This window comes from Erwinia sp. B116 (genome assembly GCF_002865965.1).
Classification (GTDB): Bacteria; Pseudomonadota; Gammaproteobacteria; order Enterobacterales; family Enterobacteriaceae; genus Erwinia.
The window spans coordinates 14935-39771 of the sequence record NZ_JRZZ01000003.1; the positions used below are offsets into that span (position 1 = coordinate 14935).

At 60.3% G+C, this 24837-nt stretch carries 24 protein-coding genes; 6 read left to right on the forward strand and 18 right to left on the reverse strand.

Going from position 1 to position 24837, the window contains the following annotated elements:
• The 4 genes from NV64_RS23860 to NV64_RS02930 all read right to left on the reverse strand — a co-directional run.
• On the reverse strand, positions 1-956 hold a 956-nt coding region (locus NV64_RS23860), incomplete at its 3' end, for a Plug domain-containing protein (protein ID WP_233208909.1).
• 42 nt (positions 957-998) lie between these two features.
• Positions 999-2231: a TonB family protein gene (locus NV64_RS02920; RefSeq protein WP_101505293.1), complete on the reverse strand. Its 1233-nt coding sequence runs from the start codon at positions 2229-2231 to the stop codon at positions 999-1001.
• Positions 2232-2740: 509 nt separating this feature from the next.
• Positions 2741-3247 (reverse strand): RcnB family protein, encoded by a 507-nt coding sequence (locus NV64_RS02925; RefSeq protein ID WP_056232184.1) that lies wholly within the window; start codon positions 3245-3247, stop codon positions 2741-2743.
• Positions 3248-3628: 381 nt separating this feature from the next.
• The gene (locus NV64_RS02930; protein WP_101505294.1) at positions 3629-5182 is read right to left on the reverse strand and encodes a BCCT family transporter; all 1554 of its coding nucleotides are present in this window, start codon (positions 5180-5182) and stop codon (positions 3629-3631) included.
• A 292-nt stretch (positions 5183-5474) separates the two neighbouring features.
• Here NV64_RS02930 and katG point away from each other — a divergent pair, with 292 nt between their 5' ends.
• A complete protein-coding gene (katG, locus tag NV64_RS02935) occupies positions 5475-7679 on the forward strand; it encodes a catalase/peroxidase HPI (protein WP_101505383.1) in 2205 nt (734 codons plus the stop codon).
• 81 nt (positions 7680-7760) lie between these two features.
• Here katG and NV64_RS23645 read toward each other — a convergent pair whose 3' ends face one another.
• Complete coding sequence (locus NV64_RS23645) at positions 7761-8237, reverse strand: hypothetical protein (protein ID WP_072166262.1); 477 nt, start codon at positions 8235-8237, stop codon at positions 7761-7763.
• Between the two features lie 217 nt (positions 8238-8454).
• Between NV64_RS23645 and NV64_RS02945 the strand changes: the two genes are divergently transcribed.
• Complete coding sequence (locus tag NV64_RS02945; RefSeq protein ID WP_056232179.1) at positions 8455-9072, forward strand: Fic family protein; 618 nt, start codon at positions 8455-8457, stop codon at positions 9070-9072.
• Here the strand turns inward: NV64_RS02945 and NV64_RS02950 are convergent.
• From NV64_RS02950 to NV64_RS02965, 4 genes are all read right to left on the reverse strand, one after another.
• The gene (locus NV64_RS02950; RefSeq protein ID WP_146005437.1) at positions 9069-9314 is read right to left on the reverse strand and encodes a hypothetical protein; all 246 of its coding nucleotides are present in this window, start codon (positions 9312-9314) and stop codon (positions 9069-9071) included. The genes NV64_RS02945 and NV64_RS02950 overlap by 4 nt on opposite strands.
• A 198-nt stretch (positions 9315-9512) precedes the next feature.
• Positions 9513-10499 (reverse strand): NAD(P)H-quinone oxidoreductase, encoded by a 987-nt coding sequence (locus NV64_RS02955; RefSeq protein WP_233208910.1) that lies wholly within the window; start codon positions 10497-10499, stop codon positions 9513-9515.
• Positions 10500-10564: 65 nt separating this feature from the next.
• Positions 10565-10891, reverse strand: coding sequence for a carboxymuconolactone decarboxylase family protein (locus NV64_RS02960; RefSeq protein ID WP_056232177.1), 327 nt, complete (start codon positions 10889-10891; stop codon positions 10565-10567).
• 23 nt (positions 10892-10914) lie between these two features.
• Positions 10915-12354 (reverse strand): NAD-dependent succinate-semialdehyde dehydrogenase, encoded by a 1440-nt coding sequence (locus NV64_RS02965; protein WP_101505295.1) that lies wholly within the window; start codon positions 12352-12354, stop codon positions 10915-10917.
• A gap of 60 nt (positions 12355-12414) precedes the next feature.
• Here NV64_RS02965 and NV64_RS02970 point away from each other — a divergent pair, with 60 nt between their 5' ends.
• Together NV64_RS02970 and mutS are read left to right on the forward strand one after the other, a co-directional pair.
• On the forward strand, positions 12415-13398 hold the full coding sequence (locus NV64_RS02970) for a LysR family transcriptional regulator (protein ID WP_233208911.1): 984 nt from the start codon (positions 12415-12417) through the stop codon (positions 13396-13398).
• Between the two features lie 196 nt (positions 13399-13594).
• Positions 13595-16150, forward strand: a complete 2556-nt coding sequence (gene mutS, locus NV64_RS02975; protein ID WP_101505296.1) for a DNA mismatch repair protein MutS — start codon at positions 13595-13597, stop codon at positions 16148-16150.
• A 202-nt stretch (positions 16151-16352) separates the two neighbouring features.
• Here the strand turns inward: mutS and rpoS are convergent, their stop codons facing one another.
• From rpoS to surE, 4 genes are all read right to left on the reverse strand, one after another.
• Positions 16353-17345 (reverse strand): RNA polymerase sigma factor RpoS, encoded by a 993-nt coding sequence (rpoS, locus tag NV64_RS02980; protein ID WP_056232169.1) that lies wholly within the window; start codon positions 17343-17345, stop codon positions 16353-16355.
• Positions 17346-17395: 50 nt separating this feature from the next.
• Positions 17396-18511 (reverse strand): murein hydrolase activator NlpD, encoded by a 1116-nt coding sequence (gene nlpD, locus NV64_RS02985; RefSeq protein WP_056232167.1) that lies wholly within the window; start codon positions 18509-18511, stop codon positions 17396-17398.
• A 143-nt stretch (positions 18512-18654) separates the two neighbouring features.
• Complete coding sequence (locus NV64_RS02990; RefSeq protein ID WP_056232165.1) at positions 18655-19281, reverse strand: protein-L-isoaspartate(D-aspartate) O-methyltransferase; 627 nt, start codon at positions 19279-19281, stop codon at positions 18655-18657.
• Positions 19275-20036: a 5'/3'-nucleotidase SurE gene (gene surE / locus NV64_RS02995; RefSeq protein ID WP_056232162.1), complete on the reverse strand. Its 762-nt coding sequence runs from the start codon at positions 20034-20036 to the stop codon at positions 19275-19277. Before surE ends, NV64_RS02990 begins: the two co-directional genes overlap by 7 nt.
• A gap of 359 nt (positions 20037-20395) precedes the next feature.
• Here surE and NV64_RS03000 point away from each other — a divergent pair, with 359 nt between their 5' ends.
• On the forward strand, positions 20396-21166 hold the full coding sequence (locus NV64_RS03000; protein ID WP_056232158.1) for a sel1 repeat family protein: 771 nt from the start codon (positions 20396-20398) through the stop codon (positions 21164-21166).
• The gene (locus tag NV64_RS03005; RefSeq protein ID WP_056232156.1) at positions 21163-21522 is read left to right on the forward strand and encodes a hypothetical protein; all 360 of its coding nucleotides are present in this window, start codon (positions 21163-21165) and stop codon (positions 21520-21522) included. Before NV64_RS03000 ends, NV64_RS03005 begins: the two co-directional genes overlap by 4 nt.
• A 168-nt stretch (positions 21523-21690) precedes the next feature.
• On the opposite strand, the gene truD is transcribed toward NV64_RS03005, so the two are convergent.
• The 5 genes from truD to NV64_RS03030 all read right to left on the reverse strand — a co-directional run bounded on the left by truD (position 21691) and on the right by NV64_RS03030 (position 24802).
• Positions 21691-22740, reverse strand: coding sequence for a tRNA pseudouridine(13) synthase TruD (gene truD, locus NV64_RS03010; RefSeq protein ID WP_101505297.1), 1050 nt, complete (start codon positions 22738-22740; stop codon positions 21691-21693).
• A complete protein-coding gene (gene ispF, locus NV64_RS03015; protein ID WP_056232149.1) occupies positions 22740-23216 on the reverse strand; it encodes a 2-C-methyl-D-erythritol 2,4-cyclodiphosphate synthase in 477 nt (158 codons plus the stop codon). Before ispF ends, truD begins: the two co-directional genes overlap by 1 nt.
• Positions 23216-23923 (reverse strand): 2-C-methyl-D-erythritol 4-phosphate cytidylyltransferase, encoded by a 708-nt coding sequence (ispD, locus tag NV64_RS03020; RefSeq protein ID WP_056232146.1) that lies wholly within the window; start codon positions 23921-23923, stop codon positions 23216-23218. Before ispD ends, ispF begins: the two co-directional genes overlap by 1 nt.
• An 8-nt stretch (positions 23924-23931) precedes the next feature.
• Positions 23932-24246, reverse strand: a complete 315-nt coding sequence (gene ftsB / locus NV64_RS03025; RefSeq protein WP_056232143.1) for a cell division protein FtsB — start codon at positions 24244-24246, stop codon at positions 23932-23934.
• Between the two features lie 235 nt (positions 24247-24481).
• Complete coding sequence (locus NV64_RS03030) at positions 24482-24802, reverse strand: DUF3561 family protein (RefSeq protein ID WP_056232366.1); 321 nt, start codon at positions 24800-24802, stop codon at positions 24482-24484.
• Between the last annotated feature and the right edge of the window lie 35 nt (positions 24803-24837).

Genomic DNA, 24837 nt, shown 5'->3' on the forward strand with positions numbered 1-24837 from the left:
TACTTCGATTCATGCGGCGAATACATGCCGGTCAGGCGGAAAATATCGCCGTTATCGGCCAGATAAGTTCCTTTCAGCAAATACGTTTCCGCAAGACGCGTTTGATCGTCCCACTCTTCCAGCGCCGACTGATAAAAAGGAATGGTCGACTTCTGACGGTTATAGGCAAAGATAAAACCGGCTTTATCACTGAGTGGCTGATTCGCAGAGAAGGAGTAAAACTCTTTTTTGAACTTCGGCTGATAGGTGTGTTTGGTGGCCGAGTAAAAATCTTCACCGATGGCTTCATCAATGTGATAGCGCGTCCAGGCGTCGCGGGTCGTGCGGTAGGAAATTTTTCCGGAGGACTTTTCCAGGTCCGGATCTTTCAGGCGCGCATCCACCACCCCGCCGGTAAAGTCACCGTATTTCGCCGAGACGTTGCTGTCGAACACCTCCAGCTGCTCTACCAGCTCAGAGTTGATCCAGTATGACTGGGTACCGCCTGCGGGCAGATCGGTTGGGGAGAACCCATCGGGATCGTTACTCAGTTCCCCGCCGTTCGCCCCCGGGTTAATGGTGTTGTTGTTCGACAGGCCGTCGATCATAAAGTTGTTATTATAGAACTTCTCACCGTGGAAGGAGACGTTTTCCGGCGCAATTTCCCCCGGCGTGTTGCTGCTGTCGGTGGTATTGGCGAAGCGCACGTTAGGGTTGTGCTTCAGCAGCTCGGTAATGGTGCCGTTCTGGGTCGGCATCCGGGCGATCTGCTCTTTAGTGAGGATCTGGGTGCCCATCGACTGGCTGGTCGGCGTGGATCGCACCAGAATAGTATCTTCCCCTGCCGTAATCTCAGCCGGGGTATTCTGCTGTGTTTCAGCGTTGTTTAATGACTGAGCGTCCGTATTGTCATCCTGCTGGGCCATAGCCGCAGCTGGCACCAGCGAGAGTGCCATAATAATACCGAGTTTGTTCACTGTTTTTCCCGAGGTTTATAATTGCTGTAACAAAAAAATATTTTAATTTTCGAGCGCGACCTGGCCATTTAATTTAAACACGATCGAGGCAACCTGGTCGTTAACCGCCGCCTGCGTCTGATAACGCCAGCGGGCAATATCTTTGGTCACCGACTGAGCAAATACGCCGACCGGTGTTTCAGACAAAATTCGTACGTTGGTCACGGTGCCGCTGGCGGTGACGTCAAACTTAATGCGCACCCGCCCTTCCACCCCCAGCGCTTTAGCGCGCTGTGGATAATCGACCCGCCGGTGCAGCGCACGGAAATTCTGGTTATTGCTGCTGCCCGCGCCCCGCGCGGCGTTGCCGCTGTCGCTGCTGCCGGCGTTCAGCGCGCTGCCGGCGGCCTGGCGGGAGCTGCCGCTGGCCGCTGCGGCCTGGCCACCCGTTACGGCGTTGGCCTGAGCGGTGGCGTGGGTCGATGTGGTTGGCGCGTTCTGCGCAGCAGCGTTACGGACGACGGCCGCCTCGCTAACCGGCTGTCTGACGACGGTGGGCTGGCGGCTGGGCTGAGCAGCCTCCGCAACCGCGCGTGGCGAGCGTTCGGCCTGCCGGTTAGCCGCCTGGGTAACCACTGATGCGCTCTGACGGGTGGCCGGCGGGGTTGCCGCTGGCGTGGTCTGCCGCGTTGTCGACGGAGCGACCGCCGGGGTCTCCTGGCGCGTTGCCTCTGCATCAGTGCGGCGGTCGCTCAGTGGCCGACGCTCAGGCTTAACCGGGGCCGCCTGGCTTTCGCTATGACGGGCCGTGCGGCGCTCGGGGTCGGCGGCCTGCTGCGGCGCCACGGGCTGGGCGTTTTTCTGACGCGAAGCCGCCGCTTTCAGCCCGGCATCACGGGCGGCCTCGCGCGCACGGGGTAAAGCAATTTCCGGATCGGGCAGGGTCACTTCGGTCGCCAGCGGGCGTGCGCTCTCGCCAGCAGCCGTACCGGTGGGTTGCGCAGCGGACGCGCCGGCGGGCAGCGCGGAGGACGGGTTCACCGCCATGGCGACAGGTGGTGATGAAGCCGCGGCTGCGGGCTGGCCGTGGCTGGCGCTGAGCACGCTGAAGGCCACCGCGCCGCCGGCGTTACCGGCCATCACCAGCGGCGGCACCCGCTCTTCACGCAGCAGGCCGACGATCAGCGCCACGTGCAGCAGGATCGACAGCGTGACTACCCCGGGCAGCCGCCATTTCACCGGCCAGCGCTCCCCCGTCGTAAACCCGTCTGCTGTCAACGTCTGTGAGTTTTTCACATCCAACCCCTGGTGCCGTTAATAATCTTTTTAGCTAAAAACGCTACATATCATCACGTTATGCCATATAGCTGAATGATAATTATTTTACAAACGATAATTATTAGCAATTAAAATTTACACCTGGCGAACAAAACCGTGCTAAACGTCAACAAATCTGTTGCTAAAAAAAGACTCAACAACTTGAAAAATAGTGGTTTTCTATAAACTGACAAGGAAGTGTAAAGGCTTACACTGTCAAAATAACTGGGGCTGGCTTACGAACGAGTGGAATGTCCGGCCAGCGCGGCAGGATCGGGATAACAGGAACAGATTTTCAGTACCGCAATCAGAGGCGTCAGGCACGGCCTGCGAGTGCAGCAGAATCAGAGGCGGCAGGAACTGCCTGCTATAGCGACAGAATCAGAGAGCAGAAAAGGCCTGCCAGATCGGAAAAATCAGAGAGCGGGAACGGCCTGCCGATACGGCAGGCGCGGACGGATAATCAGCTGAGGAGAATGCGTAGCCGGTTACTGTTTGTAGAAGATTTCGCCGGATTTAGCCGACAGGATCTTCCCTTCTGCATCGGTAATCAGCACATAGTTGCCGCCCATATAGGTCCAGTGGCTGCTGGCCTCCGGTGCCGGCAGGTGGCGGGTTTTCCAGTCGCTGACAATATATTTTTTGCTGCGGTAGAGGTCCGGCACCACGTCACCGAGGGTGAAGCGTTTAAAATCGGCGAAGAAGGTTTTCACCTCATACGGGTCCGCCGGGTTGCTCTGGCTTTCCGCCGCCGCGCCCTGCTCGTCAGCGCCGGAAAGCGCGTTCTGGCTCTGCGGGGTCTGCACCGGCGGGGTTGCCGGAGCGTCCGGGGTAAGCGCTGGGGCAGCAGATTGATCTGCGGCCGCCGGCGCGCTGCTGGTTTCAGGCGCGGCGGCCGGGGCGTCGGCTTCACCGGCGGCAAAGGCGACTGAGGTCGTAGCAAGGGCCGCTACTGAGAAAACGGCGGAACACAACATGACGTTTAACTTACGCATAGCTTCTCCAAATGGGGTTCACCTGCCGGCCGTTCTGTGCAGCAACCCGGCCGGCCAGTATGAGCGGGCGGGCACCGGTCTCCGCCGTCAGTCAGACGTTAGAGGGCATAACGGTGGAATGGTTCCGGCACAACTGACGCAATATTAATAGGATATCGGCGCCTGCTGTGGGAATTATTGTCAGAAAAGATGACAGCGGCGGGCGGGTAACCCGGGGTTGGCAACGTCAGGCAGCCGGGGCGCGTTCGATCAGGGTTGCTGGCTGAGCAGCATCGCTGCTCCGCAGGGGAGATCGTGGCGCGTACGGTCAGCGTTACCGGTTAAGCAGCGCCGCCTGCCCGCAGGTATTATGCCCCGGCCTGGCGGCCGGGGCGCAGTGGGTCAGCGCGGCGGGCCAGGCAACGCCAGCTCCGTGCGCTGCAGGTCGCGGTACAGGCTAATGATATACAGCAGGATCACCAGCGAGAACGGCAGGCCGCACAGCACCACGGCGGTCTGCATGGCGTTGAAGCTGCCGGCAGAGAGCAGCGCACAGCACACCACGGTGGTCACCACCGCCCAGAACACCCGCAGCCATGCCGGTGCATCATCGCGGATTGAGCCGCCGCGCGAGGAGAGGTTAGCAATCATCAGGGTGCCGGAGTCGACCGGGGTGAGAAACAGGAAGAAGCTGATTACCACGGTAAAGCCGGCGGTCACCCGCGTCCACGGCAGCGACGCCAGCAGCTGGTACACCGTCATCGGCGGGTCGTTCAGGGCCACCCTTCCCAGCAGCGCATTACCCTGTTCCAGCACCAGCGCAATGGCGGTGTTGCCGAACAGCGACAGCCAGGCGAGGGTGAAGCCCAGCGGGATCAGCATCACGCCGAAAATCAGCTGGCGCACGGTGCGCCCGCGTGAGATACGGGCGATAAACAGGCCAACGAACGGTGCCCATGACACCCACCACGCCCAGTAAAACAGCGTCCACATCCCCTGCCAGTGCCGCGCCTGACCATAGAGATAGACATCGAAGCTTTTTCTCACCAGCGCGGAGAGATAGTCGCCGGTGTTCTGCAGCAGGCCGTTGAGCAGGTGCAGCGTCGGCCCGGCGATAAACACAAACAGCAGCAGCAGGCACAGCAGTACCACGTTAACGCGCGACAGCATGGCTATCCCCTTCTCTACCCCGCTGACCGCCGCCAGCGTTGCCACCACCATCATAGCCACCAGCAGACCGGTGATGACCAGAGAGGTTTGCGGCACCTGGAACAGGTAGTTCAGCCCTGAGCTGACCAGCAGCGCGCCAATGCCGAGATTGGTCACCATCGAAATCACCGTGACCAGAATACCAAAGCCGTCCACCAGATGGCCGGGCCAGCCGTTAATACGATCGCCACACAGGCCATACAGCGCCGAACGCAGCGCCAGCGGCCGCCCGCCGCGGTAAGCAAACCAGGCGAGCGCCGTCGCAATCAGCGCATACAGCGCCCAGCCGTGCAGGCCCCAGTGCAGGAAGGTCAGTACCATGGCGTTGCGTGCCGCCTGTACCGTACCCCCGCTACCTTCCGGCGGCTGCAGGAAGTGGTCGAGCGGTTCGTAGGCACCGTAGTAGACCAGCGCGATGCCGATCCCGGCGGAAAACAGCATCGCCACCCAGGATAAATAGCTGAATTCAGGCTCATCGTGCTCATGGCCCAGCTTCAGCGTGCCAAAGCGCGACAGCGCCAGCCAGAACACAAACAGCATGCACACCACCATCAGCAGCATGTAGTACCAGCCAAACACGTCGGCCATCCACTGCTGGGCCTGCTCCAGCCAACGCTGACTGGCGACCGGGTACAGCACGATCGGCAGGCTGAGCAGCGTAATCACCGCCGCGGAGCCGATAAAGACCGGCAGGTTAAGCCGCTGCGCGGGCGGACTTTCATCGGGTTGCTGACGAATCACTGTCATGATGTTTTCCATAAGGGGGGAGATAACGGCTGCGTTTAACAAAAATCATCAAAAAAATCTTAATTTACTGATGTTTTCGCAGCATATGCGTGATTAATTGAACGTTCAATTAAAAAAGGCATCGTATTTTTACGAAAAATTCAAAAATGGGATGCAGCGTGGGCGAAGGCGGACACCGCAGATTTACCTAAGTCACGGGCTATCACATTGGTCGGTTGTAACGTTTATCACTTATAGTAAGAGGCAGTTATTGTAGGGGTATTCACTGAAGCAAACGGAGCCCAACATGAGCATGTCAACCGAGCACGATAGCGATAATAATAACGCCGTACCCGCAGGAAAATGTCCGTTCCCTCACGGTCAGTCTGATGAGAAAAGCGTGCTGGCGCGCGGTGCGGGCAGCGGCACCAATAATACCGACTGGTGGCCCAACCAGCTGAAGGTCGAACTGCTGAATCAGCACTCCTCACGTTCCAATCCTTTAGGCACCGCCTTCGACTACCGCAGCGAATTCAGTAAACTCGACTACTTTGCCCTTAAGGGCGATATCAAAGCGCTGCTGAGCGATTCCCAGTCCTGGTGGCCTGCCGACTGGGGCAGCTATATCGGCCTGTTTATCCGCATGGCGTGGCACAGCGCCGGCACCTACCGCACCATCGACGGGCGCGGCGGCGCCGGCCGTGGCCAGCAGCGTTTTGCGCCGCTCAACGCCTGGCCGGATAACGTCAGCCTCGACAAAGCGCGCCGCCTGCTGTGGCCGGTGAAGCAGAAATACGGTCAGAAGATCTCATGGGCCGACCTGTTTATCCTCGCCGGTAACGTCTCGCTGGAGAATGCCGGCTTCCGCACCTTCGGCTTTGCCGCCGGGCGCGAAGACGTCTGGGAACCGGATCTCGACGTCAACTGGGGCGATGAGAAAGAGTGGCTGGCGCACCGCCATCCGGAAGCGCTGGCCAGCGCGCCGATCGGCGCCACCGAAATGGGCCTGATCTACGTTAACCCGGAAGGGCCGGAAGCCAGCGGCGAACCCGCCTCGGCCGCCCCGGCGATCCGCGCCACCTTCGGCAATATGGGCATGGACGACGAGGAGATCGTCGCGCTGATCGCCGGCGGCCATACGCTGGGTAAAACCCACGGTGCCGCAGCCGCCAGCCACGTCGGCGTCGATCCGGAGTCCGCCCCGCTGGAAGCGCAGGGCTTCGGCTGGAACAGCAGCTACGCCAGCGGTGCCGGCGCGGATGCCATCACCTCCGGCCTGGAAGTGGTGTGGACGCAAACCCCGACCCAGTGGAGCAACTACTTCTTCGAGAACCTGTATAAATATGAGTGGACCCGGGTCCACAGCCCGGCGGGGGCGATCCAGTTTGAGGCCAGCAACGCCGAGGCGATCATCCCCGATCCGTTCCACCCCGGCCAGAAGCGCAAGCCGACCATGCTGGTCACCGACCTGACGCTGCGTTTCGATCCGGAGTTCGATAAGATCTCCCGCCGTTTCCTCAACGATCCGCAGTCGTTTAACGAAGCCTTTGCCCGCGCCTGGTTCAAGCTGACCCACCGCGATATGGGGCCAAAAGCGCGCTACCTCGGCCCGGAAGTGCCAAAAGAAGACCTGCTGTGGCAGGACCCGCTGCCGGCGGCCAGCCATCAGCCCGGCGCCGAAGAGATTGCCAGCCTGAAGGTGGCGATCGCCGCCAGCGGGCTGAGCGTCGGTGATCTGGTGGCGACCGCCTGGGCCTCCGCCTCGACCTTCCGCGGCGGCGACAAGCGCGGCGGTGCCAACGGTGCCCGCCTGGCGCTGGCCCCGCAGAACGGCTGGGCGGTGAACGCCACCGCCGCCCGCGTGCTGCCGCAGCTGCAGGCGATCCAGCAGGCGTCCGGCAAGGTCTCGCTGGCCGACGTCATCGTGCTGGCCGGCGTGGTGGCAATTGAACAGGCCGCGGCGGCGGGCGGCATCAGCATCCACGTGCCCTTTACGCCGGGCCGCGTTGACGCACGCCAGGATCAGACCGATGTCGGGAGCTTCGCGCTGCTCGAACCGCTGGCCGACGGTTTCCGCAACTATCGCCGGGTGCGTGGCGGCTCGTCGACCGAAACGCTGCTGATCGACAAAGCCCAGCAGCTGACCCTTAGCCCGCCGGAGCTGACCGTGCTGGTCGGCGGCCTGCGCGTGCTGGGCACCAACTTCGACGGCAGCCAGCACGGCGTACTGACCGCGCGCCCAGGCGTGCTGAGCAACGACTTCTTCGTTAACCTGCTGGATATGCGCACCCGCTGGCAGGCGCAGGAAGGATCGAGCGAGCTGTTCAGCGGCAGCGACCGCCAGAGCGGCGAACAGCGCTATACCGCCACCCGCGCCGACCTGGTGTTTGGCTCCAACTCGATCCTGCGCGCGGTGGCCGAAGTCTACGCCAGCAACGATGCGCAGCAGAAGTTCGTCGCCGACTTTGTCGCGGCGTGGACGAAGGTGATGGAGCTGGACAGGTTTGATGTGCAGTGAGTAAGAGGGCGTAGCGGATACGCCTGATAAGATGTAAGCCCGGCCGGGATCTGGCCGGGATCACCACGAGGCCCGGCTGATTTAGCGCCGGGCTTCGCTTTTGTCTGTTACAGGTGTGCAATATGCCATGGTTTCCGGCAACGGCTTGCCCACTTCTGCACCGGCAATATCGCAGGCCAGCGTCAGGCGATCGCTGCCTGAGTACCCCGAGAAAACGCCGCCAAAACGTTGGCTGCTGTACAGCTGGAGTTCACCCTCTGAACTGTCGACAACCACCGCCCAACGAATCAAACGATCCTGTGGCCCAACAGGAATAAACAGCTGCCAGTGCCCGTCAGGTGTAAGAGAAAAATGCCCGCTGGTATCGGTCTGCGACGTCGCTATTGGCTTACAAAAATCCGTTAACGTCACAGCCGCACCCACAATGGGTTTACCCCCGTTAGCGAGGGTGCCGTCAACGTGCGGAGTGGAATAATCATGGAACAGGCAGCCGCTAAGTAAAAGCGGGCTGGCGATAGTCAGCAGTAAATATCGGGTGATGCGAGCGATCGGTGACATTGGGCGCAAATCCTTTAGCGAGTGGTGCTTCCTGTTGCAGATTATCAGTACGCCGGAGGATTTCTGAAAGGTAATGGTGCGTTAGGCAGGGGGGGATTTATAACGACCTTTGAGCCAACTTTTGCCCGAATATCATCCTCATGTTTAAGACGTCAGAACCCTGTAGCGTTATAGTATTCCTGTTTTCCCCTCCCTCTCATTAACGCAGGACATCGCCATGAACCGGTATCATGTCTCCAACAGTGAAGGCCAGTTTGAGAAAGACTCAGGTGAGCAAGTTCTGGCTAACAGGCTGGGAATCTCGCGTACTGACGAAATTGACGACGCTGAACTTATTCTGTTAGAAAAACTCTACCACTCTGTTTTTGAAGAAAAATTCCCGACAGGAAAAATTAATGTTGCCCTGTTAAAAAACTGGCATCGTCGCTGGCTAGGGAACATTTATGAGTGGGCCGGGCAGGAGAGATCGGTCAACATCAGTAAGGGAGGGTTTATGTTTGCTCCTTCAGCACAACTTCCAAAACTACTTGAAGAATTCGATGAAAAATATCTTGCGCTCTACACGCCCTGCAGCGGCCTGGAAGAAGAAGAGCTTATCGCGGCTATTGCTATCGTCCATGTGGAACTGATACTTGTTCATCCGTTCAGGGAAGGAAACGGGCGTTTGTCGCGGTTGTTAGCCGATGTGATGGCAGTTCAGGGAGGATATAAACCTCTGGATTATCGAAGCTGGGAGCAAAATAAGACCGGCTATGTTTCAGCTATCCATGCCGGTATGTCAATGAACTACGCCCCCATGAAGCACTGGGTCAGGCAAGCATTGAGAAACGACTAAACCGCCAGCCGGAGATGAGAAAACCTCTTACGAGTTTCTTCAAGTGAGGCTTCGATCTTAGCGGATGACTGACCGGTCTCTACCGCCGTAGAGGTGGCAACAGAGCGGGCAATATCTGCACGGGACGGCACAGCATAGGGTGCCTGTGTTTTTTTAATTTCGCTCATTATCACTCCCATCAGCCACGTTTCGGTTAATAAATCACTGCCAATAATTATACCCGTCTTTCTCTGTAAATTCACGGCTTCTGTCCAGCGTATCATTCATCTGGCCGCACTTCAAAATAGCTTTCCCCTGCCCTGTTCATCGGAATTTCGCCACTTTCCCGCCCCACTTTGTGTCCCCCCTGCAGGTTTATTAACCCGCTCAGCATTGAGCATGCGCTGATAGCTGAGGGTTTCCCTGAACAATGGGCCGGGTAGACATTGACAGTTATCAGATCAATCCATCTTCAGAACAATTTTCCCAACGTTCAGCCCGGCCTCCATACGCCGATGCGCAGCCGCCGCATCTGACAAAGGATATACGCTGTCGATAACGGGGATCAGCACGCCGTTTGCAAAGCTCGCCAGCCAGTGCTCGCGGAATCTGCGGGACATGGCATGCTTAACGTCCTGCGAACGTGATTTCATCACCGTGCCTGCAATGTGCAGATGACGGTATAACAGCCGGTCGAGCGGAATTTTAGCGTTATCAATGCCGCCCATAATGCCAATCTGAATCAGGCGTCCGCCAAAAGCGAGCGCGTTAATATTACGTTCAAAGTAAGGTGCGCCAATAAAGTCGAGGATCAGATCCACCCCCTTACCGTCGGTTGCCTTATGCACCACCTCTGCGAAGTCCTCATTCTGGTAGTCAATAAGCCAGTCTGCCCCCAGCAGGCGGGCCTGCTCCTGATTAGCCGCTTTTACGGTGGTAAAAATGGTCGCCCCGGTCGCGCGCGCCAGCTGGACCGCGGCCCCTCCTACTCCGCCCGCCCCGGCGTGAATCAAAACCGATTCTCCGGCTGTTAATTTTCCGAGGTGTATCAGCGCTTCATGCGCGGTGACAAACACCTCGGTAATCGCCGCCGCCTGAATATAATCAAGGTTATCGGGGATCGGCATCGCCATGCGGTAATCAATGCGCGAGTATTCCGCGTACGCGCCGCCGCCGACGATCCCCATCACGCGGTCACCTGGCCGGTAGCCGGTGACCGCATCGCCTGTTGCAATCACCTCTCCGGCGATTTCCAGCCCCATAAGGGTCGAATCACCAAAATCAGGGCGGCCATACCCCCCTTTACGGTGGGTCAGATCGGCGCGGTTGACCCCGGCAGCGTAGGTACGTATCAGCAGATCCTCCGGGCGCAGCTGAGGTTTTTCCACTTCTGCCAGTTTCAGTACGTCCGGCGTGCCAAATTCTTCAAAGGTGATGGCTTTCATCATTGTCTGTTCCGTTAATTCAGTGATGTGATGCCGCCGTCTGTGGGTGACAGACCGGCGGCACGTCATTATCGGGTTTCTGCAAAGGTGGCGTTCGCACAGGCAGAAGCGGTGATCGCCGCCGGGAAGCCGGCGTAAAATGCCAGATGCGTGATGACCTCACTCAGTTCCGACTCGGTCAGGCCGTTTTCTATGCCACGACGCAGATGTGCAGGTAGCTCATTCGCATGGTTCAGCGCGATCAGGCAGGCGATGGTAATCAGGCTGCGATCGCGCGGTGCCAGCGCCGGATCGGCCCAGACCCCGGAGTAAAGCGGCTGCTCAACAAAATCCGCAAGTTTAGGCGTAAACGGGCGTGCGGCGGCGCGCGGGCTGGTAAAGTCGATAGGTTTCATGATGATATTCTCCGCTTAACTGTTCAGATCTGGCTGATGAATTTGTTGGTCAGATAGGGGGCAATCCCTTCACGCCCGCCTTCGGAACCGTGACCGCTCTCTTTCATGCCGCCAAACGGCAGTTCAGTGGCGATGATGCGGTACTGATTAATGCCAATCATGCCGGCCTCAAGCCCGTCCCCGACGTCAAGTGCGGTCCGCGCGTTGCGGGTAAAGGCGTAGGCAGACAGCGCGTAAGGCAGCCGGTTTGCCTCTTCAAGGCCGTCGGTGATGGTGTCAAACGGACGCATCACGGCGATCGGACCAAACGGCTCCTCGTGCATGATGCGGGCGCTCAGCGGCACGTTGGCCAGTACGGTGGGCTCAAAGAAGAAGCCGGGACGATCGAGGCGTTTCCCGCCGGTCAGCACTACCGCCCCCTGTGCTACCGCGTCGTCGACCAGCGCGGCCATTTTCTCCAGCTGCCGTTCGTTGGCCAGTGGCCCTACCTGAGTGCCCTGCACCATACCGTCACCGATTACCAGTTCCCGGGTGGCCGCCACAAAGCGCCCGACGAAGCGGTCATAAGCACCGCGCTGGATCAGGAAACGCGTTGAGGAGATACAAATCTGCCCGGTGCCGCGGAAGCGGTTTGCCGCACCGTCCGCCGCGGCCGCCTCTATATCGGCATCCTCAAAGACCAGCACCGGCCCGTGACCGCCCAGCTCAAGCGAGATCGGTTTCACACCCGCCGCGGCGCGTTCAGACAGTAAGCGCCCCACAGGAACGGAACCGGTAAAGGCAACCTTGCGGATAATCGGCGAAGCGATAAGTTTTGCTGAAACCTTGTCAGGGACGCCGAACACGATTTGCAGCACGCCTTTCGGCAAACCCGCATCATCCAGGCAGCGCGCCAGCGCCAGCGCCGTTGCCGGGCTCTCTTCGCCGGGTTTGAGGATCACGCTGCAGCCTGCTGCCAGCGCGGCGGAGAGTTTCCTGGCCGGCGTAATGGCCGGGAAGTTCCACGGGGTAAACGCCGCCACCGGGCCAATCGCCTGCCGCTTAACCAGCTGCTGCACACCTGGGCGGTTAGCAGGCACCACGCGGCCATCAATACGACGCGCTTCTTCAGCGAACCATTCAAAGTAGTCCGCCGCGCGCTGGACTTCGTCACGGCTTTCCGCCAGCGGCTTGCCCTCTTCCAGCGTCATCAGCGTTGCAATATGCTCCGCCCGATCGCGCATAAGAGCGGCGGCTTTTTTCATAATGCGGGCGCGCTGATCCGGCACGGTGTTACGCCACAGGTTAAAACTGTCGTGGGCGGTCACCAGCGCCTGATTCAGGTCGGTGTGGGTTGCCATTGGCAGGCGGCCGAGGGTTTTGCCGTTTGCCGGATTGATCACCGCCAGGGTGTCACGGTCTTCGGCAGTCAGCCACTGGCCGTTGATGAAAAGATAAAGTGGATCATACTGTTGCGTTTGCATAAGGGCTTCCTCTCAGAATAAATCGGTAATCTCTTACTGGTGAGGAGAAGCTTAAGGGAGATGCGTATTGCTGATAAGATAGCCATCACCCACAACAGCTATGCAAAGAATGCACAGATGCAGTCAGAAAAGTTTGCTGAGTTTTTAGGCGTATTTGTTGATGTCGCTAGGGAGAGCAGTTTCTCCGGCGCAGGCCGTCGGCGCGGGCGCACGCCCTCTTCGGTCGGCCGGCAGATAGACGCGCTGGAATCCTACCTTGAAACGCCGCTGTTCTTACGCTCCACCCGCCACCTGACGCTGACCGATGCCGGCGAAGCGCTGCTGGTCCGCGCGCGGCAGATACTCGATTCTCTGGATGATGCCCGCCAGGAACTGGCCTCGATGAAGGGTGACGTGACCGGCACGCTGCGCGTTGCCTGTTATCCGACGTTTGGTAAGCGCTACGTATTGCCGGTGATGGGGCAACTTGCCCGCCAGTATCCTGACCTGAACGTTGAACTGGACCTGACGGAGCGGATCGCCGACCCGGTAGCGGAGCGGCTTGACGTGGTAATACGCATCGGCGATATGGCAGACAGCACGCTGATTGGTACGCGCATCGCCATACAGACCCGCGTCCTCTGCGCCAGCCCGGCATACCTTGCCCGCGCCGGCACGCCGGTGGCGCTGAACGAGATTGCCGCTCATCGCCTTATCGACAAACTGCACGGGGCCGACCTGCTGCGCTGGAGCGATGTGCTCGGCCATCCGGCACGCTGCAGCAGCCATGCTCAGCCCGTTTTCGGCTGCGATGATTTCGAAGCGATGCGCCTTGCCGCTATCGAAGGTCTGGGCATTGCATATCTGCCCGACTGGGTGGCTGGCCCCGATATTCAGGCCGGTGTACTGACGCAAATCTGCCCGGAATGGTCCGATCGGGCTGCCGCATCAACGGGGATCTATGCGCTGCGCGCGCTGCGAAACCCGCCCGCGCGGGTGAGCATCTTTATGGATGCGCTACGCGCTTATATCGGGCAGCCGTTTAGCTGGTCAACCCGCGAGTAGCGCAGCGGGTGCGACAGCTGACAAAAGGGGGGGAAAGCCTGACGTTTTCCTCGCTATGCGAGACGCCTTCCGGTTTTACGGGTGTCAGTTTCAGGCCGGCTACGTTACACTAACCGCAACCGGAAAATGGCCACCTATAATCACAACTCACGCCATTAAGCCTCTTACATTTCAATGGACTAAGTAAAAAAAGCGCATGAACGATACCCCTAAACTCACCGCCCATACCCCGATGATGCAGCAGTATCTGCGCCTGAAAGCGGACCATCCTGAGATCCTGCTGTTCTACCGCATGGGTGACTTCTATGAGCTGTTCTACGATGACGCCAAACGCGCTTCGCAGCTGCTGGAGATCTCGCTGACCAAACGCGGTGCCTCGGCCGGTGAGCCGATCCCGATGGCCGGGGTGCCCTATCATGCGGTGGAGAACTATCTGGCCAAACTGGTGCAGCTGGGTGAGTCGGTGGCGATCTGTGAACAGATTGGTGACCCGGCGCTGAGCAAAGGCCCGGTCGAGCGTAAAGTGGTGCGCATCGTGACGCCCGGCACCATCAGCGATGAGGCGCTGCTTAACGAGCGCCAGGACAACCTGCTGGCCGCCATCTGGCAGAGCCCGCGCGGCTTTGGATTCGCCACGCTGGATATCAGCTCCGGCCGCTTCCGCCTGGCCGAACCGGCCGACCTGGAAACCATGGCCGCCGAACTGCAGCGCACCAACCCGGCCGAGCTGCTCTATCCGGAAGAGTTTGGCGCCATGTCGCTGATTGAGAACCGCCGCGGCCTGCGCCGCCGCCCGCAGTGGGAGTACGAGCTGGATACCGCCCGCCAGCAGCTGAATCTGCAGTTTGCCACCCGCGACCTGAGCGGCTTTGGCGTTGAGCAGGCGCACCACGCGCTGCGCGCGGCCGGCTGCCTGCTGCAGTACGTGAAGGATACCCAGCGCACCTCGCTGCCGCACATCCGCTCGCTGACCATGGAGCGCCAGCAGGACGGCATCATTATGGACGCCGCCACCCGCCGTAATCTGGAGATCACCCAGAACCTCGCCGGCGGCGTGGAGAACACCCTGGCCGCGGTACTGGATAAAACCGTTACGCCAATGGGCAGCCGCATGCTCAAGCGCTGGCTGCACCTGCCGCTGCGCAACCCGACCACCATTACCCGCCGCCAGCAGAGCATCAGCGCGCTACAGAGCTTCAGCGAGGAGCTGTCGCCGCTGCTGCGTCAGGTGGGCGATCTGGAGCGTATTCTGGCGCGCCTGGCGCTGCGCACCGCGCGGCCACGCGATCTGGCACGCATGCGCCACGCCTTCCAGCAGCTGCCGCAGCTCAACCTGCTGCTGGCCGACGAACAGACCGAACACCTGCAGGCGCTGCGCGATAAGATGGGCGACTTTGCCGAACTGCGCACGCTGCTGGAGCAGGCGGTGATTGAAGCGCCGCCGGTGCTGGTCCGCGACGGCGGGGTGATTGCCCCCGGCTACAACGCCGAGCTGGACGAGTGGCGGGCGCTGGCCGACGGGGCTACCGACTACCTCGACCGGCTGGAGATCCGCGAGCGCGAAAAGCTCGGGCTGGATACGCTAAAGGTCGGCTTTAACGCCATCCACGGCTACTACATTCAGGTCAGCCGCGGCCAGAGCCACCAGGTGCCGATCCACTACGTGCGCCGCCAGACGCTGAAAAACGCCGAACGCTACATTATTCCCGAGCTGAAAGAGTACGAAGACAAGGTTCTGACCTCGAAAGGCAAGGCGCTGTCGCTGGAGAAGGCGCTGTACGAACAGCTGCTGGACCTGCTGCTGCCGCATCTGGAAGCGCTGCAGGAGAGCGCCGCCGCGCTGGCCGAACTGGACGTGCTGAGCAACCTGGCCGAGCGTGCCTGGGCGCTGAACTACAGCTGCCCGACGCTGAGCGACGCGCCGGGCATTAAGATTACCGGCGGCCGTCACCCGGTGGTCGAGCAGGTGCTGAAAGAGCCGTTTATCGCCAACCCGCTGTCGCTGTCGCCGAAGCGCCGGATGCTGGTGGTCACCGGGCCGAATATGGGCGGTAAAAGTACCTATATGCGCCAGGCGGCGCTGATCGTGCTGATGGCCTGTATCGGCAGCTTTGTGCCGGCGGAGCAGGCGACGATCGGCCCGGTGGATCGCATCTTCACCCGCGTCGGGGCCGCCGACGACCTCGCCTCCGGCCGCTCAACCTTTATGGTGGAGATGACCGAAACCGCCAATATCCTGCACAACGCCACCGAGCAGAGCCTGGTGCTGATGGATGAGATTGGCCGCGGCACCTCCACCTACGACGGCCTGTCGCTGGCCTGGGCCTGCGCCGAAAGCCTGGCCAACCGCATTAAGGCGATGACGCTGTTTGCCACCCACTACTTTGAGCTGACCACCCTGCCGGACCAGATCGAGGGCGTGGCCAACGTGCATCTCGACGCCGTGGAGCACGGCGACACCATCGCCTTTATGCACAGCGTGCAGGACGGCGCGGCCAGCAAGAGTTACGGTCTGGCCGTGGCGGCGCTGGCCGGGGTGCCAAAAGAGGTGATCAAACGGGCGCGGCACAAGCTTAAAGAGCTGGAGGCGCTCTCCGGTGCCGCCGCAGCCAGTAAAGCGGACGGCTCGCAGCTGCCGCTGCTGGTGGAAGAGACCTCGCCGGCGGTGGAAGCGCTGGAAGCGCTGGATGCCGACTCGCTGTCGCCGCGCCAGGCGCTGGAGTGGATCTACCGGCTGAAAGCGCTGGTGTAGCGCGCTATACATAGCATCCTGCAGGCTGTTTCAGGGCGGCGAACGAATCAATCTCCAGTCACAGAGAAAACGCTGTGACTGGGATGCATAAGAGCAGCCAGTGCAGAAGCATTGCCTGAAGGATGGGTGTATGAACAGGCAATAAAAAAAGCGATGACCGGGGTCATCGCTTTTTTTGGCATTACCTTAGACTGATGCAGCGTTACTCGCGAAACAGGGCTTCAATACTCAGCCCCTGTGCCTGCAGGATTTCACGCAGGCGACGCAGGCCTTCAACCTGAATCTGACGAACACGTTCACGGGTCAAACCGATTTCACGACCCACATCCTCCAGCGTTGCCGCTTCATAGCCTAACAGACCGAAACGACGCGCCAGTACTTCGCGCTGCTTGGCGTTCAGTTCGAACAGCCATTTGACGATGCTTTGCTTCATATCATCGTCCTGCGTGGTGTCTTCCGGGCCGTTGTCTTTCTCATCGGCCAGGATGTCCAGCAGCGCTTTTTCAGAATCCCCGCCTAACGGCGTATCAACTGAGGTAATGCGCTCATTGAGGCGCAGCATGCGGCTGACGTCATCAACGGGCTTGTCCAGCTGTTGCGCAATCTCTTCCGCGCTTGGCTCATGATCGAGCTTGTGTGACAGTTCACGTGCGGTACGCAGGTAAACGTTCAGCTCTTTCACGATATGGATCGGCAGGCGAATGGTACGGGTTTGATTCATAATCGCCCGTTCAATCGTCTGACGGATCCACCAGGTGGCATAGGTGGAGAAGCGGAACCCTCTTTCGGGGTCAAACTTCTCTACCGCGCGGATCAGGCCGAGGTTACCTTCTTCAATCAGGTCCAGCAGGGCCAGACCACGATTGCTGTAACGACGGGCAATCTTCACCACCAGGCGCAGGTTGCTTTCAATCATGCGGCGACGTGAAGGTACGTCCCCCCGCAGGGCACGGCGAGCGAAGAAGACTTCTTCTTCAGCCGTTAATAGTGGAGAGTAACCAATCTCTCCCAGATAAAGCTGTGTCGCATCCAGAACGCGTTGCGTTGCACCCTGTGACAACAACTCTTCTTCAGCTAAATCGCTATCACCAGGTTCGTTTCCGACAAGAGCCTTCTCATCAAAAATCTCAGCTCCGTTTTCGTCGAATTCCGCGTCTTCATTTAGATCGTTAACTTTCAGCGTATTCTGGCTCATAAGCGGCTCCTACCCGTGATCCAAGGGCAGAACTGCAAGGTTCTGCCGGACTATCGCTGCGGCAAGTAGCGCAGCGGGTTTACGGATTTCCCCTTGTAACGAATTTCAAAGTGCAGCCTCACCGAACTGGTTCCGGTACTGCCCATGGTGGCGATCTTCTGGCCCGCTTTCACTTCTTGTTGTTCGCGAACCAGCATCGTGTCGTTATGGGCATAGGCACTCAGATAATCATCATTATGTTTGATGATAATCAGATTACCGTAACCGCGCAGGGCATTACCGGCATAAACCACACGACCTGAGGCGGTGGAGACGACGGCCTGACCACGCGACCCCGCGATGTCGATACCTTTGTTGCCTCCTTCGGAAGCAGAGAAGTTATCGATAATCTTACCGTCGGTCGGCCAACGCCAGCTGCCCACCGGGGTGGAGCTGTCCGTTGTACTGCTGACGGTTGGGGCGGTAACCGGTGCTGTTGTCGTTGCAACAGTTGTACCGGACGAAGGCAGCATTTTGCCCCCGCTTGACGTATCTGAATCCTCAGAATACGTAATTACGGGTTGGCGCGCAACAGGTTGCTGAGCGATTTGTGAGCTGACCGGTGGCGGCGTTACCCCACCGGCTTTCGCATCGGCAGTGGTGATCGCGTTACCGCCGGTGATCGGCGTACCTGAGCCGTTAGCCACCTGTAACTGCTGGCCAACGTTGAGCCCGTAAGGCGCGGCGACGTTATTGCGCTGTGCCAGATCGCGGAAATCGTTGCCGGTAATCCACGCAATATAGAACAGAGTATCGCCACGTTTAACGGTATAGGTGTCGCCGCCGTAGCTACCTTTCGGAATATTCCCATACTGGCGATTGTACACAATGCGACCGTTTTCGGTCACCACGTTCTGGGCCGGGGCTGAACTGGCCATGCCGCCGGACGAAGAGGACGACATTGAAGGCGGACGCGCGGGAATAAAACCACCGCCACCGCCGCCACCGCTGTTCGCGCTGCTGATATTGCCACCCGGACTCCCGCCGAGCATGCGGCCGGAATCATTACCGCCAACGGAACTGATGGGGGCCTGCGTATTGTCGCTGGAACAGCCCGCCAGCCAAAATCCAACCACTGTCACCGCTGCAATACGGCGTAACTTAAATCCTGGGCTTCCCGTGCTCATCTATCCCCCATTACGGCAATACTTCTTTTAATGTGTAAACCGCGACACCATCCGGGCCACCGCCCTGATGCGCAAAGTTATCAGATACTAGCAACATCATTCGGAAGCTGCCATGAAACAGTTGTATAGAAATGTCCTGGAACTCAGGCGAGATCACCCTGCACCAGCGGCACAAAACGCACCGCTTCGATGGTTTCAACCTTAAACTCGCCGCCGTGGCGACGAATGCGCTGCAGCACCTGCTGATCTTCACCAACCGGCAGCACCATAATGCCGCCTTCATCCAGCTGGTTGAGCAGCGCCTTAGGTATCTCCGGCGGGGCGGCGGTGACGATGATCGCATCAAAGGGCCCGCGCGACGGCCAGCCCAGCCAGCCGTCGCCGTGGCGGGTGGAGACGTTATGCAGGTCGAGCTGCTTCAGGCGGCGCTTGGCCTGCCACTGCAGCCCTTTAATTCGCTCCACCGAACAGACGTGTTCGACCAGGTGGGCCAGAATCGCGGTCTGGTAGCCGGAACCGGTGCCGATCTCCAGCACCCGCGAAGCCGGGTTCAGCTCCAGCAGCGAGGTCATGCGCGCCACCATATAGGGCTGGGAGATGGTCTGGCCGGAACCGATCGGCAGCGCCATATTCTCCCACGCCTTATGTTCGAAGGCTTCGTCGACAAAGCGCTCGCGCGGCACCTCTTCGATGGCCTTTAACAGCAGCTCATCGTTAAAGCCCTGCTGGCGCAGCAGCAGCAACAGCGACTCGGTGCGGCCACTTACCATTCAGTACCCACCTCCACGTTGCTCAGCCACGCAGCCACCACCTCCTGCGCCGCGTGGGCGGTCAGGTCAACGTGCAGCGCGGTCACCGAGACATAGCCTTCATCCACGGCGGCAAAGTCGGTGCCCGGGCCGGCATCCAGCTTATCGCCCGGCGGGCCAATCCAGTACAGCGTGTGGCCGCGCGGGTCCTCCAGCGGGATCGCCCGATCGCTCGGGTGGCGGCTGCCGCAGCGGGTAACGCGGATGCCTTTGATCTGATCCAGCGGCAGGTCCGGCACATTGATATTGAGGATACGCCCGGTGCGCAGCGGTTCGCGCTGCAGGCCGCGCAGGATCGAACAGGTGACGGCAGCCGCCGTTTCATAGTGCTCAAAGCCGTTCAGCGAGACCGCCAGCGCCGGTAGCCCGAGGTGACGCCCCTCCATCGCCGCCGCCACCGTACCGGAGTAGATCACGTCATCGCCGAGGTTGGGCCCGGCGTTGATGCCGGAGACCACGATATCCGGCCGCGGCCGCATCAGCGTATTCACCCCAAGATAGACGCAGTCGGTCGGCGTACCGGCCAGCACCGCCACGTCGCCGTTGGCGTGGGTGAAGGTGCGCAGCGGCGTCTCCAGCGTCAGCGAGTTGGAGGCCCCGCTGCGGTTGCGATCGGGAGCAACAACCTGTACCTCGGCAAATTCGCGCAGCGCCTTTGCCAGCACCTGTATACCCGGCGCGTGGATACCGTCATCGTTACTCAGCAATATGCGCATTAAACACCTAACCTGTTGATTTAAAGATAGCCAAACCGTCGGCGCAGGGGTGCTTGCCCGGCAGGGAAACGCAGAGCGCTTATCTGATGGACACCTGCCGAGGGCGGGTTGATTGCTGCATTTTAGCTGGATGACGCGCCGGGCGGTAGGTGTAAGTTTCTGGTTTTAAACCCGACGCAGGCTGACTGCGCGTTCGCTGCGCAGCTTTGGCGGCCGCGGTCATGTTTCCGCTCACACTCTGCCGGTGGCGGCGCGCAGCTTCACCAGGCCATTTTTGCGACAGGTTTCATTTCTGGTAGTTGTTTTTCTGCGCCCCTGCTCACAAAATAGCTGACAATATTCTCCAGCAGGCCTATGCGATGGCGCTTTTCCGCAATCCCTTTTTTAAAAGCAGTGACCAGGCTACCGAACAGGCTTATGAAGATGGCGTTATCGCGCTGTCGCAGGGCAACTGGTACGAGGCTCACCCTTTGCTGAGCCGGGCGGCCGCGGGCGGCCATATCTCCGCCTATTACAATCTGGCGCTGATCTACGCCGCCGGGCATATCACCCCTTATGATATCGATATCGCTGCCGACTGCTATTACAAGGCGGCGATGGGCGGCCATCCGCAGGCTAACGAGCTGCTGTTTATGCTGGAGGCGGCGGACCGCGCCGGGCTTGGCACCATCCACCTGGCGGAGTTTACCCTGCGCAGCCAGGATGCCGACGGCCTGCCGTTTATGACCCTGCTGGCCGGCTGCCGCTTTTATGCCGCAGTCTGTAAGGCATCCGGGGCGACCAGCCAGGTGATCGAGTATGAACTGGAGGCCGCCAGCAACAGCACGCCGCAGTACGTACGCGATTTTGTCACCCGTACCGGCATCCCATACTCCATTTACGGTGGCGGGCTGGAGCGGGTGAAGGAGGGCACCGCCGCCGATCAGATTATCGACGGGCTGAATCAGCTCTACTACAGCATGGTTAAAGCCGGGTTCCCCGATGAGAAATGCCTGATGGCACGCTGCACCATCGTCGGCTATCTGGTCTCGAAATCGATGTACGGCCACCGGGCGCAGCCGTTGCTGGGGGTAGACCGGTTTTTCGGTGAAGCGCCGCAGGCGGGCATCAACGGCAGGTCCGTCCGATGACGGATCAGATGAAAGATCGTCTGCACCTCGACGGCCAGACGTTTTTGCTGCGCAGCGAGCCGCTGAACAGTTATATCCGGACGCACTGCATTAAGGTGACGCGCGATCTTAACGATACCGTCAGCTGCTGCTGGCGCGGTTACACCGCCGACTGGCAGATCGCCGAGGGCAGGCTGTGGCTCACCGGGCTGCGCGCCGTCATAAAAGATAACGATATTTTGCCGCGGTTTAACTTCAAAACCGGTTTCCCGGTGCTGGCCGACTGGGTCAGCGATGAGGTGGTGTTTTACCAGCGCGATGAGCTGTTTGCCATCAGCTGTACGGTGATTAACGGTACGCTGATAAAGAACCGGTGAACTCAGCCGTTGAGCCAGGCTGAAAGCCCTGCTCCCGGCCAGCAGATGTCACCGCCGACGTGGCCCAGGCGATATCCCTCTCACCGCGAGTGAATGACGGGCAGTAAAAAGGCCTGCATTTTCATGCAGGCCTGATAAACGCATCACCGCGTTGCGCAGAGAGCGGGATTACTCATCCGCCCCGTTAGCATCATCCCCGATCCGCAGCAGCTCGCGCACCACGCTGGTGGCAAAGCTGCCGGCCGGCAGCCAGAAGTTCAGCGCCAGCGTGTGGTCGTCCTGCCATGTCCAGCGCAGGTCACGCGGCACCACCAGCATGGCGCGGCGGGCGGCGTCGACCTTCTCACGGGTCAGCAGCGCGATTAGCGGCTCCTGACCGGCCAGGCTCTGCTGCTCGCACGCCAGCGCGTCATGCAGCGGGCCGGGTTCACCGCTGCCCGGCAGCGGTGCGGTAATTCGCAGCTCACCGGCGTTAACGCGCTGCTGTAAGCTTTCCAGCTCGGCGGCGTCGGCGACAAACCAGCTGCCGCGCCCGGTCAGCTGCAGCGCGTCGCCCGGCAATACATGGGTTAACCCGCTCTGCTGCGCCAGACGGTCGCTGACCACCTGATTAAACATCGCGCTGCGCGCGGCGGAGAGCAGGAAGCTGCGCTTGTTGCGCTCGCGCACCTGGATCTCATTTGCCGCCCAGCGCTGCGCCATCAGCAGGTTGCTGCCGCCGTGGCCGAAGCGCTGGCTGCCGAAGTAGTTCGGTACGCCGCCGGCGGCGATCTGCTGCAGCCGCCGTTCGGCGGCGTCACGGTCGTCAATGTCGCGCAGCACCAGGGTGAAAGCGTTGCCCTGCAGTGCGCCGGTGCGCAGCTTGCGGCGGTGGCGCGCGCTCTCCAGCACCTCAACCCCCTCCAGCACGAAGTCGCGCATATCCGGCGTGGTTTTACCCGGCAGGCGCAGGCAGAACCACTGCTCGGTTACCGCGTGGCGGTCCTTCATACCGGCAAAGCTGACGTCGCGCGGGTGAATTTTGACAAACTTCGCCAGCGCCTCGGCCACAAAGCGGGTGTTGCAGCCGGTTTTACGGATGCGCACCAGCAGCTGCTCGCCGTCGCCGTCCGGCGCGTAGCCGAGATCTTCCACCACCACAAAATCCTGCGGGCTGGCCTTGAGCACGCCGCTGGCCTGCGGCTGACCGTACAGGTAGCCCTGCTTCGCGAGATCCATTATTCGGCCTTCAGCAGCAGCGCCACGGCTTCACAGGCGATGCCCTCACCGCGGCCGGTGAAGCCCAGCTTCTCGGTGGTGGTCGCCTTGACGTTGACCTGATCCATATGGACGCCGAGATCTTCCGCGATATTGATGCGCATCTGCGGCGAGTGCGGCAGCATCTTTGGTGCCTGGGCGATAATCGTCACGTCGACGTTGCCGACGCGGTAGCCTTTGGCGGCAATCTGGCGCATTGCCTCACGCAGCAGCACGCGGCTGTCCGCGCCTTTGTAGGCGTCGTCGGTGTCCGGGAACAGCTTGCCGATGTCGCCCAGCGCCGCCGCGCCGAGCAGCGCGTCGGTCAGCGCATGCAGCGCCACGTCACCGTCCGAGTGGGCCAGCAGCCCTTTCTCGTAAGGGATACGCACGCCGCCGATAATCAGCGGGCCTGGGCCGCCAAAAGCATGTACGTCAAAACCGTGTCCAATACGCATTAGCGCTCCTGTTGGTCAAATTGGGTCAGATAGAAGGCGGCCAGCGCGAGGTCTTCCGGTCGCGTGACCTTGAGGTTGTCGCTGCGGCCGCTGACGAGTTCGGGACGATAGCCGCAGTACTCGAGCGCGGAGGCCTCATCGGTGATGGTTGCCCCCTCGCTTAGCGCGCGCTGCAGGCAGTTGCGCAGCAGCGCCAGCGGGAACAGCTGCGGCGTCAGCGCGTGCCACAGCGCCTCACGCTCGACGGTGTGATCGATGCTGCCGTCCGCCATGGAACGCTTCATGGTGTCACGCACCGGGGCCGCCAGAATGCCGCCGGTCTGGCTGGTGCTGGTCAGCGCCAGCAGGCGGCTTAAATCGTCCAGGTGCAGGCACGGCCGCGCGGCATCGTGCACCAGCACCCAGTCAGCCCCTGCCGCCGCCTGCAGGCCGCAAAGCACCGAATCGGCGCGCTGGCCGCCGCCGGTGACCACGCTGATGCGCGGGTCACCGGCGGCCGGCAGCGCGGCAAACCAGCGGTCGTCAGGGCTGATGGCGACAATCACCCGGCTGACCGCCGGGTGCGCCAGCAGCGCCGCCAGGCTGTGTTCCAGAATGGTTTTGCCCGCGATGGTGAGATACTGTTTCGGACGCTCGGACTGCATACGGCTGCCGATCCCCGCAGCGGGGACCACGGCAATCACCTGCGGAAAAGAGGCTGGGTTCATCGTTATAGTTACTGGTTAGCTGGTCGGCCCTGCTGCGCGGTTCGTTTACTTTGGTCCGGCACCAGGCGATAGAATACCTCACCGGGTTTAATCATCCCCAGCTCGTTGCGTGCGCGCTCCTCAATCGCCTCCGAACCGCCGTTAAGATCGTCGATTTCGGCAAACAGCTGATCGTTGCGTGCTTTTAGCTTGGCGTTACCGGCCTGTTGCACAGCAACATCACCGTTAACCCGCGTATAGTCGTGTATGCCGTTCTTGCCCAGCCAGAGCGAATATTGCAGCCAGCCAAGAAGTGCAAGTAACAGCAGCGTAAGTTTTCCCATCCCGCCCCCTGAAAAACGGCTCAATCATCCCATAACTTGCGGCACGACTCCACTGTGCCAGCGAAATAGCCGCGCTTTCGCGCCGCAGGCGATAAAACTGCGTTAAAAAACAGCAAAACGGCGTGAATTACCCCGCCACGCGGGTAAAATTTTGTAACGCAGCGATGCACTCTCACACGGAGTGCAGGTAAAATTTAATCGCGCAGCACCGTGCGCTCACACGCAGGGCAGGCCGCTACCAGCCGGTCAGCAGGCTGAACAGCAGCCAGAACAGGCCAAACACCGCCAGCACCGTCACCAGTATGGACCAGAACAGGTGGCCGCGCAGCAGGGTGCAGGCCGCCATACCGGTAAATACCGAAACCGGCAGCAGCGCGAGGAAGAACGGCCAGGTGTAGAGGAACAGAAACAGCGTGTTAGCGCCGTAGAACAGGAAGGGAACGGCCAGCGCCAGCCACCAGGACGCAAATCCGGCCACGCCGCCGGGGAATAACCCGGAGGTCTCCTGACGTTCGTGTTGTTCTTTACCTGCCAGCATGGGGGTGACGTTATTCATAGCTTTCCCGTTAACGACCATCGGGGAGCGGCCGG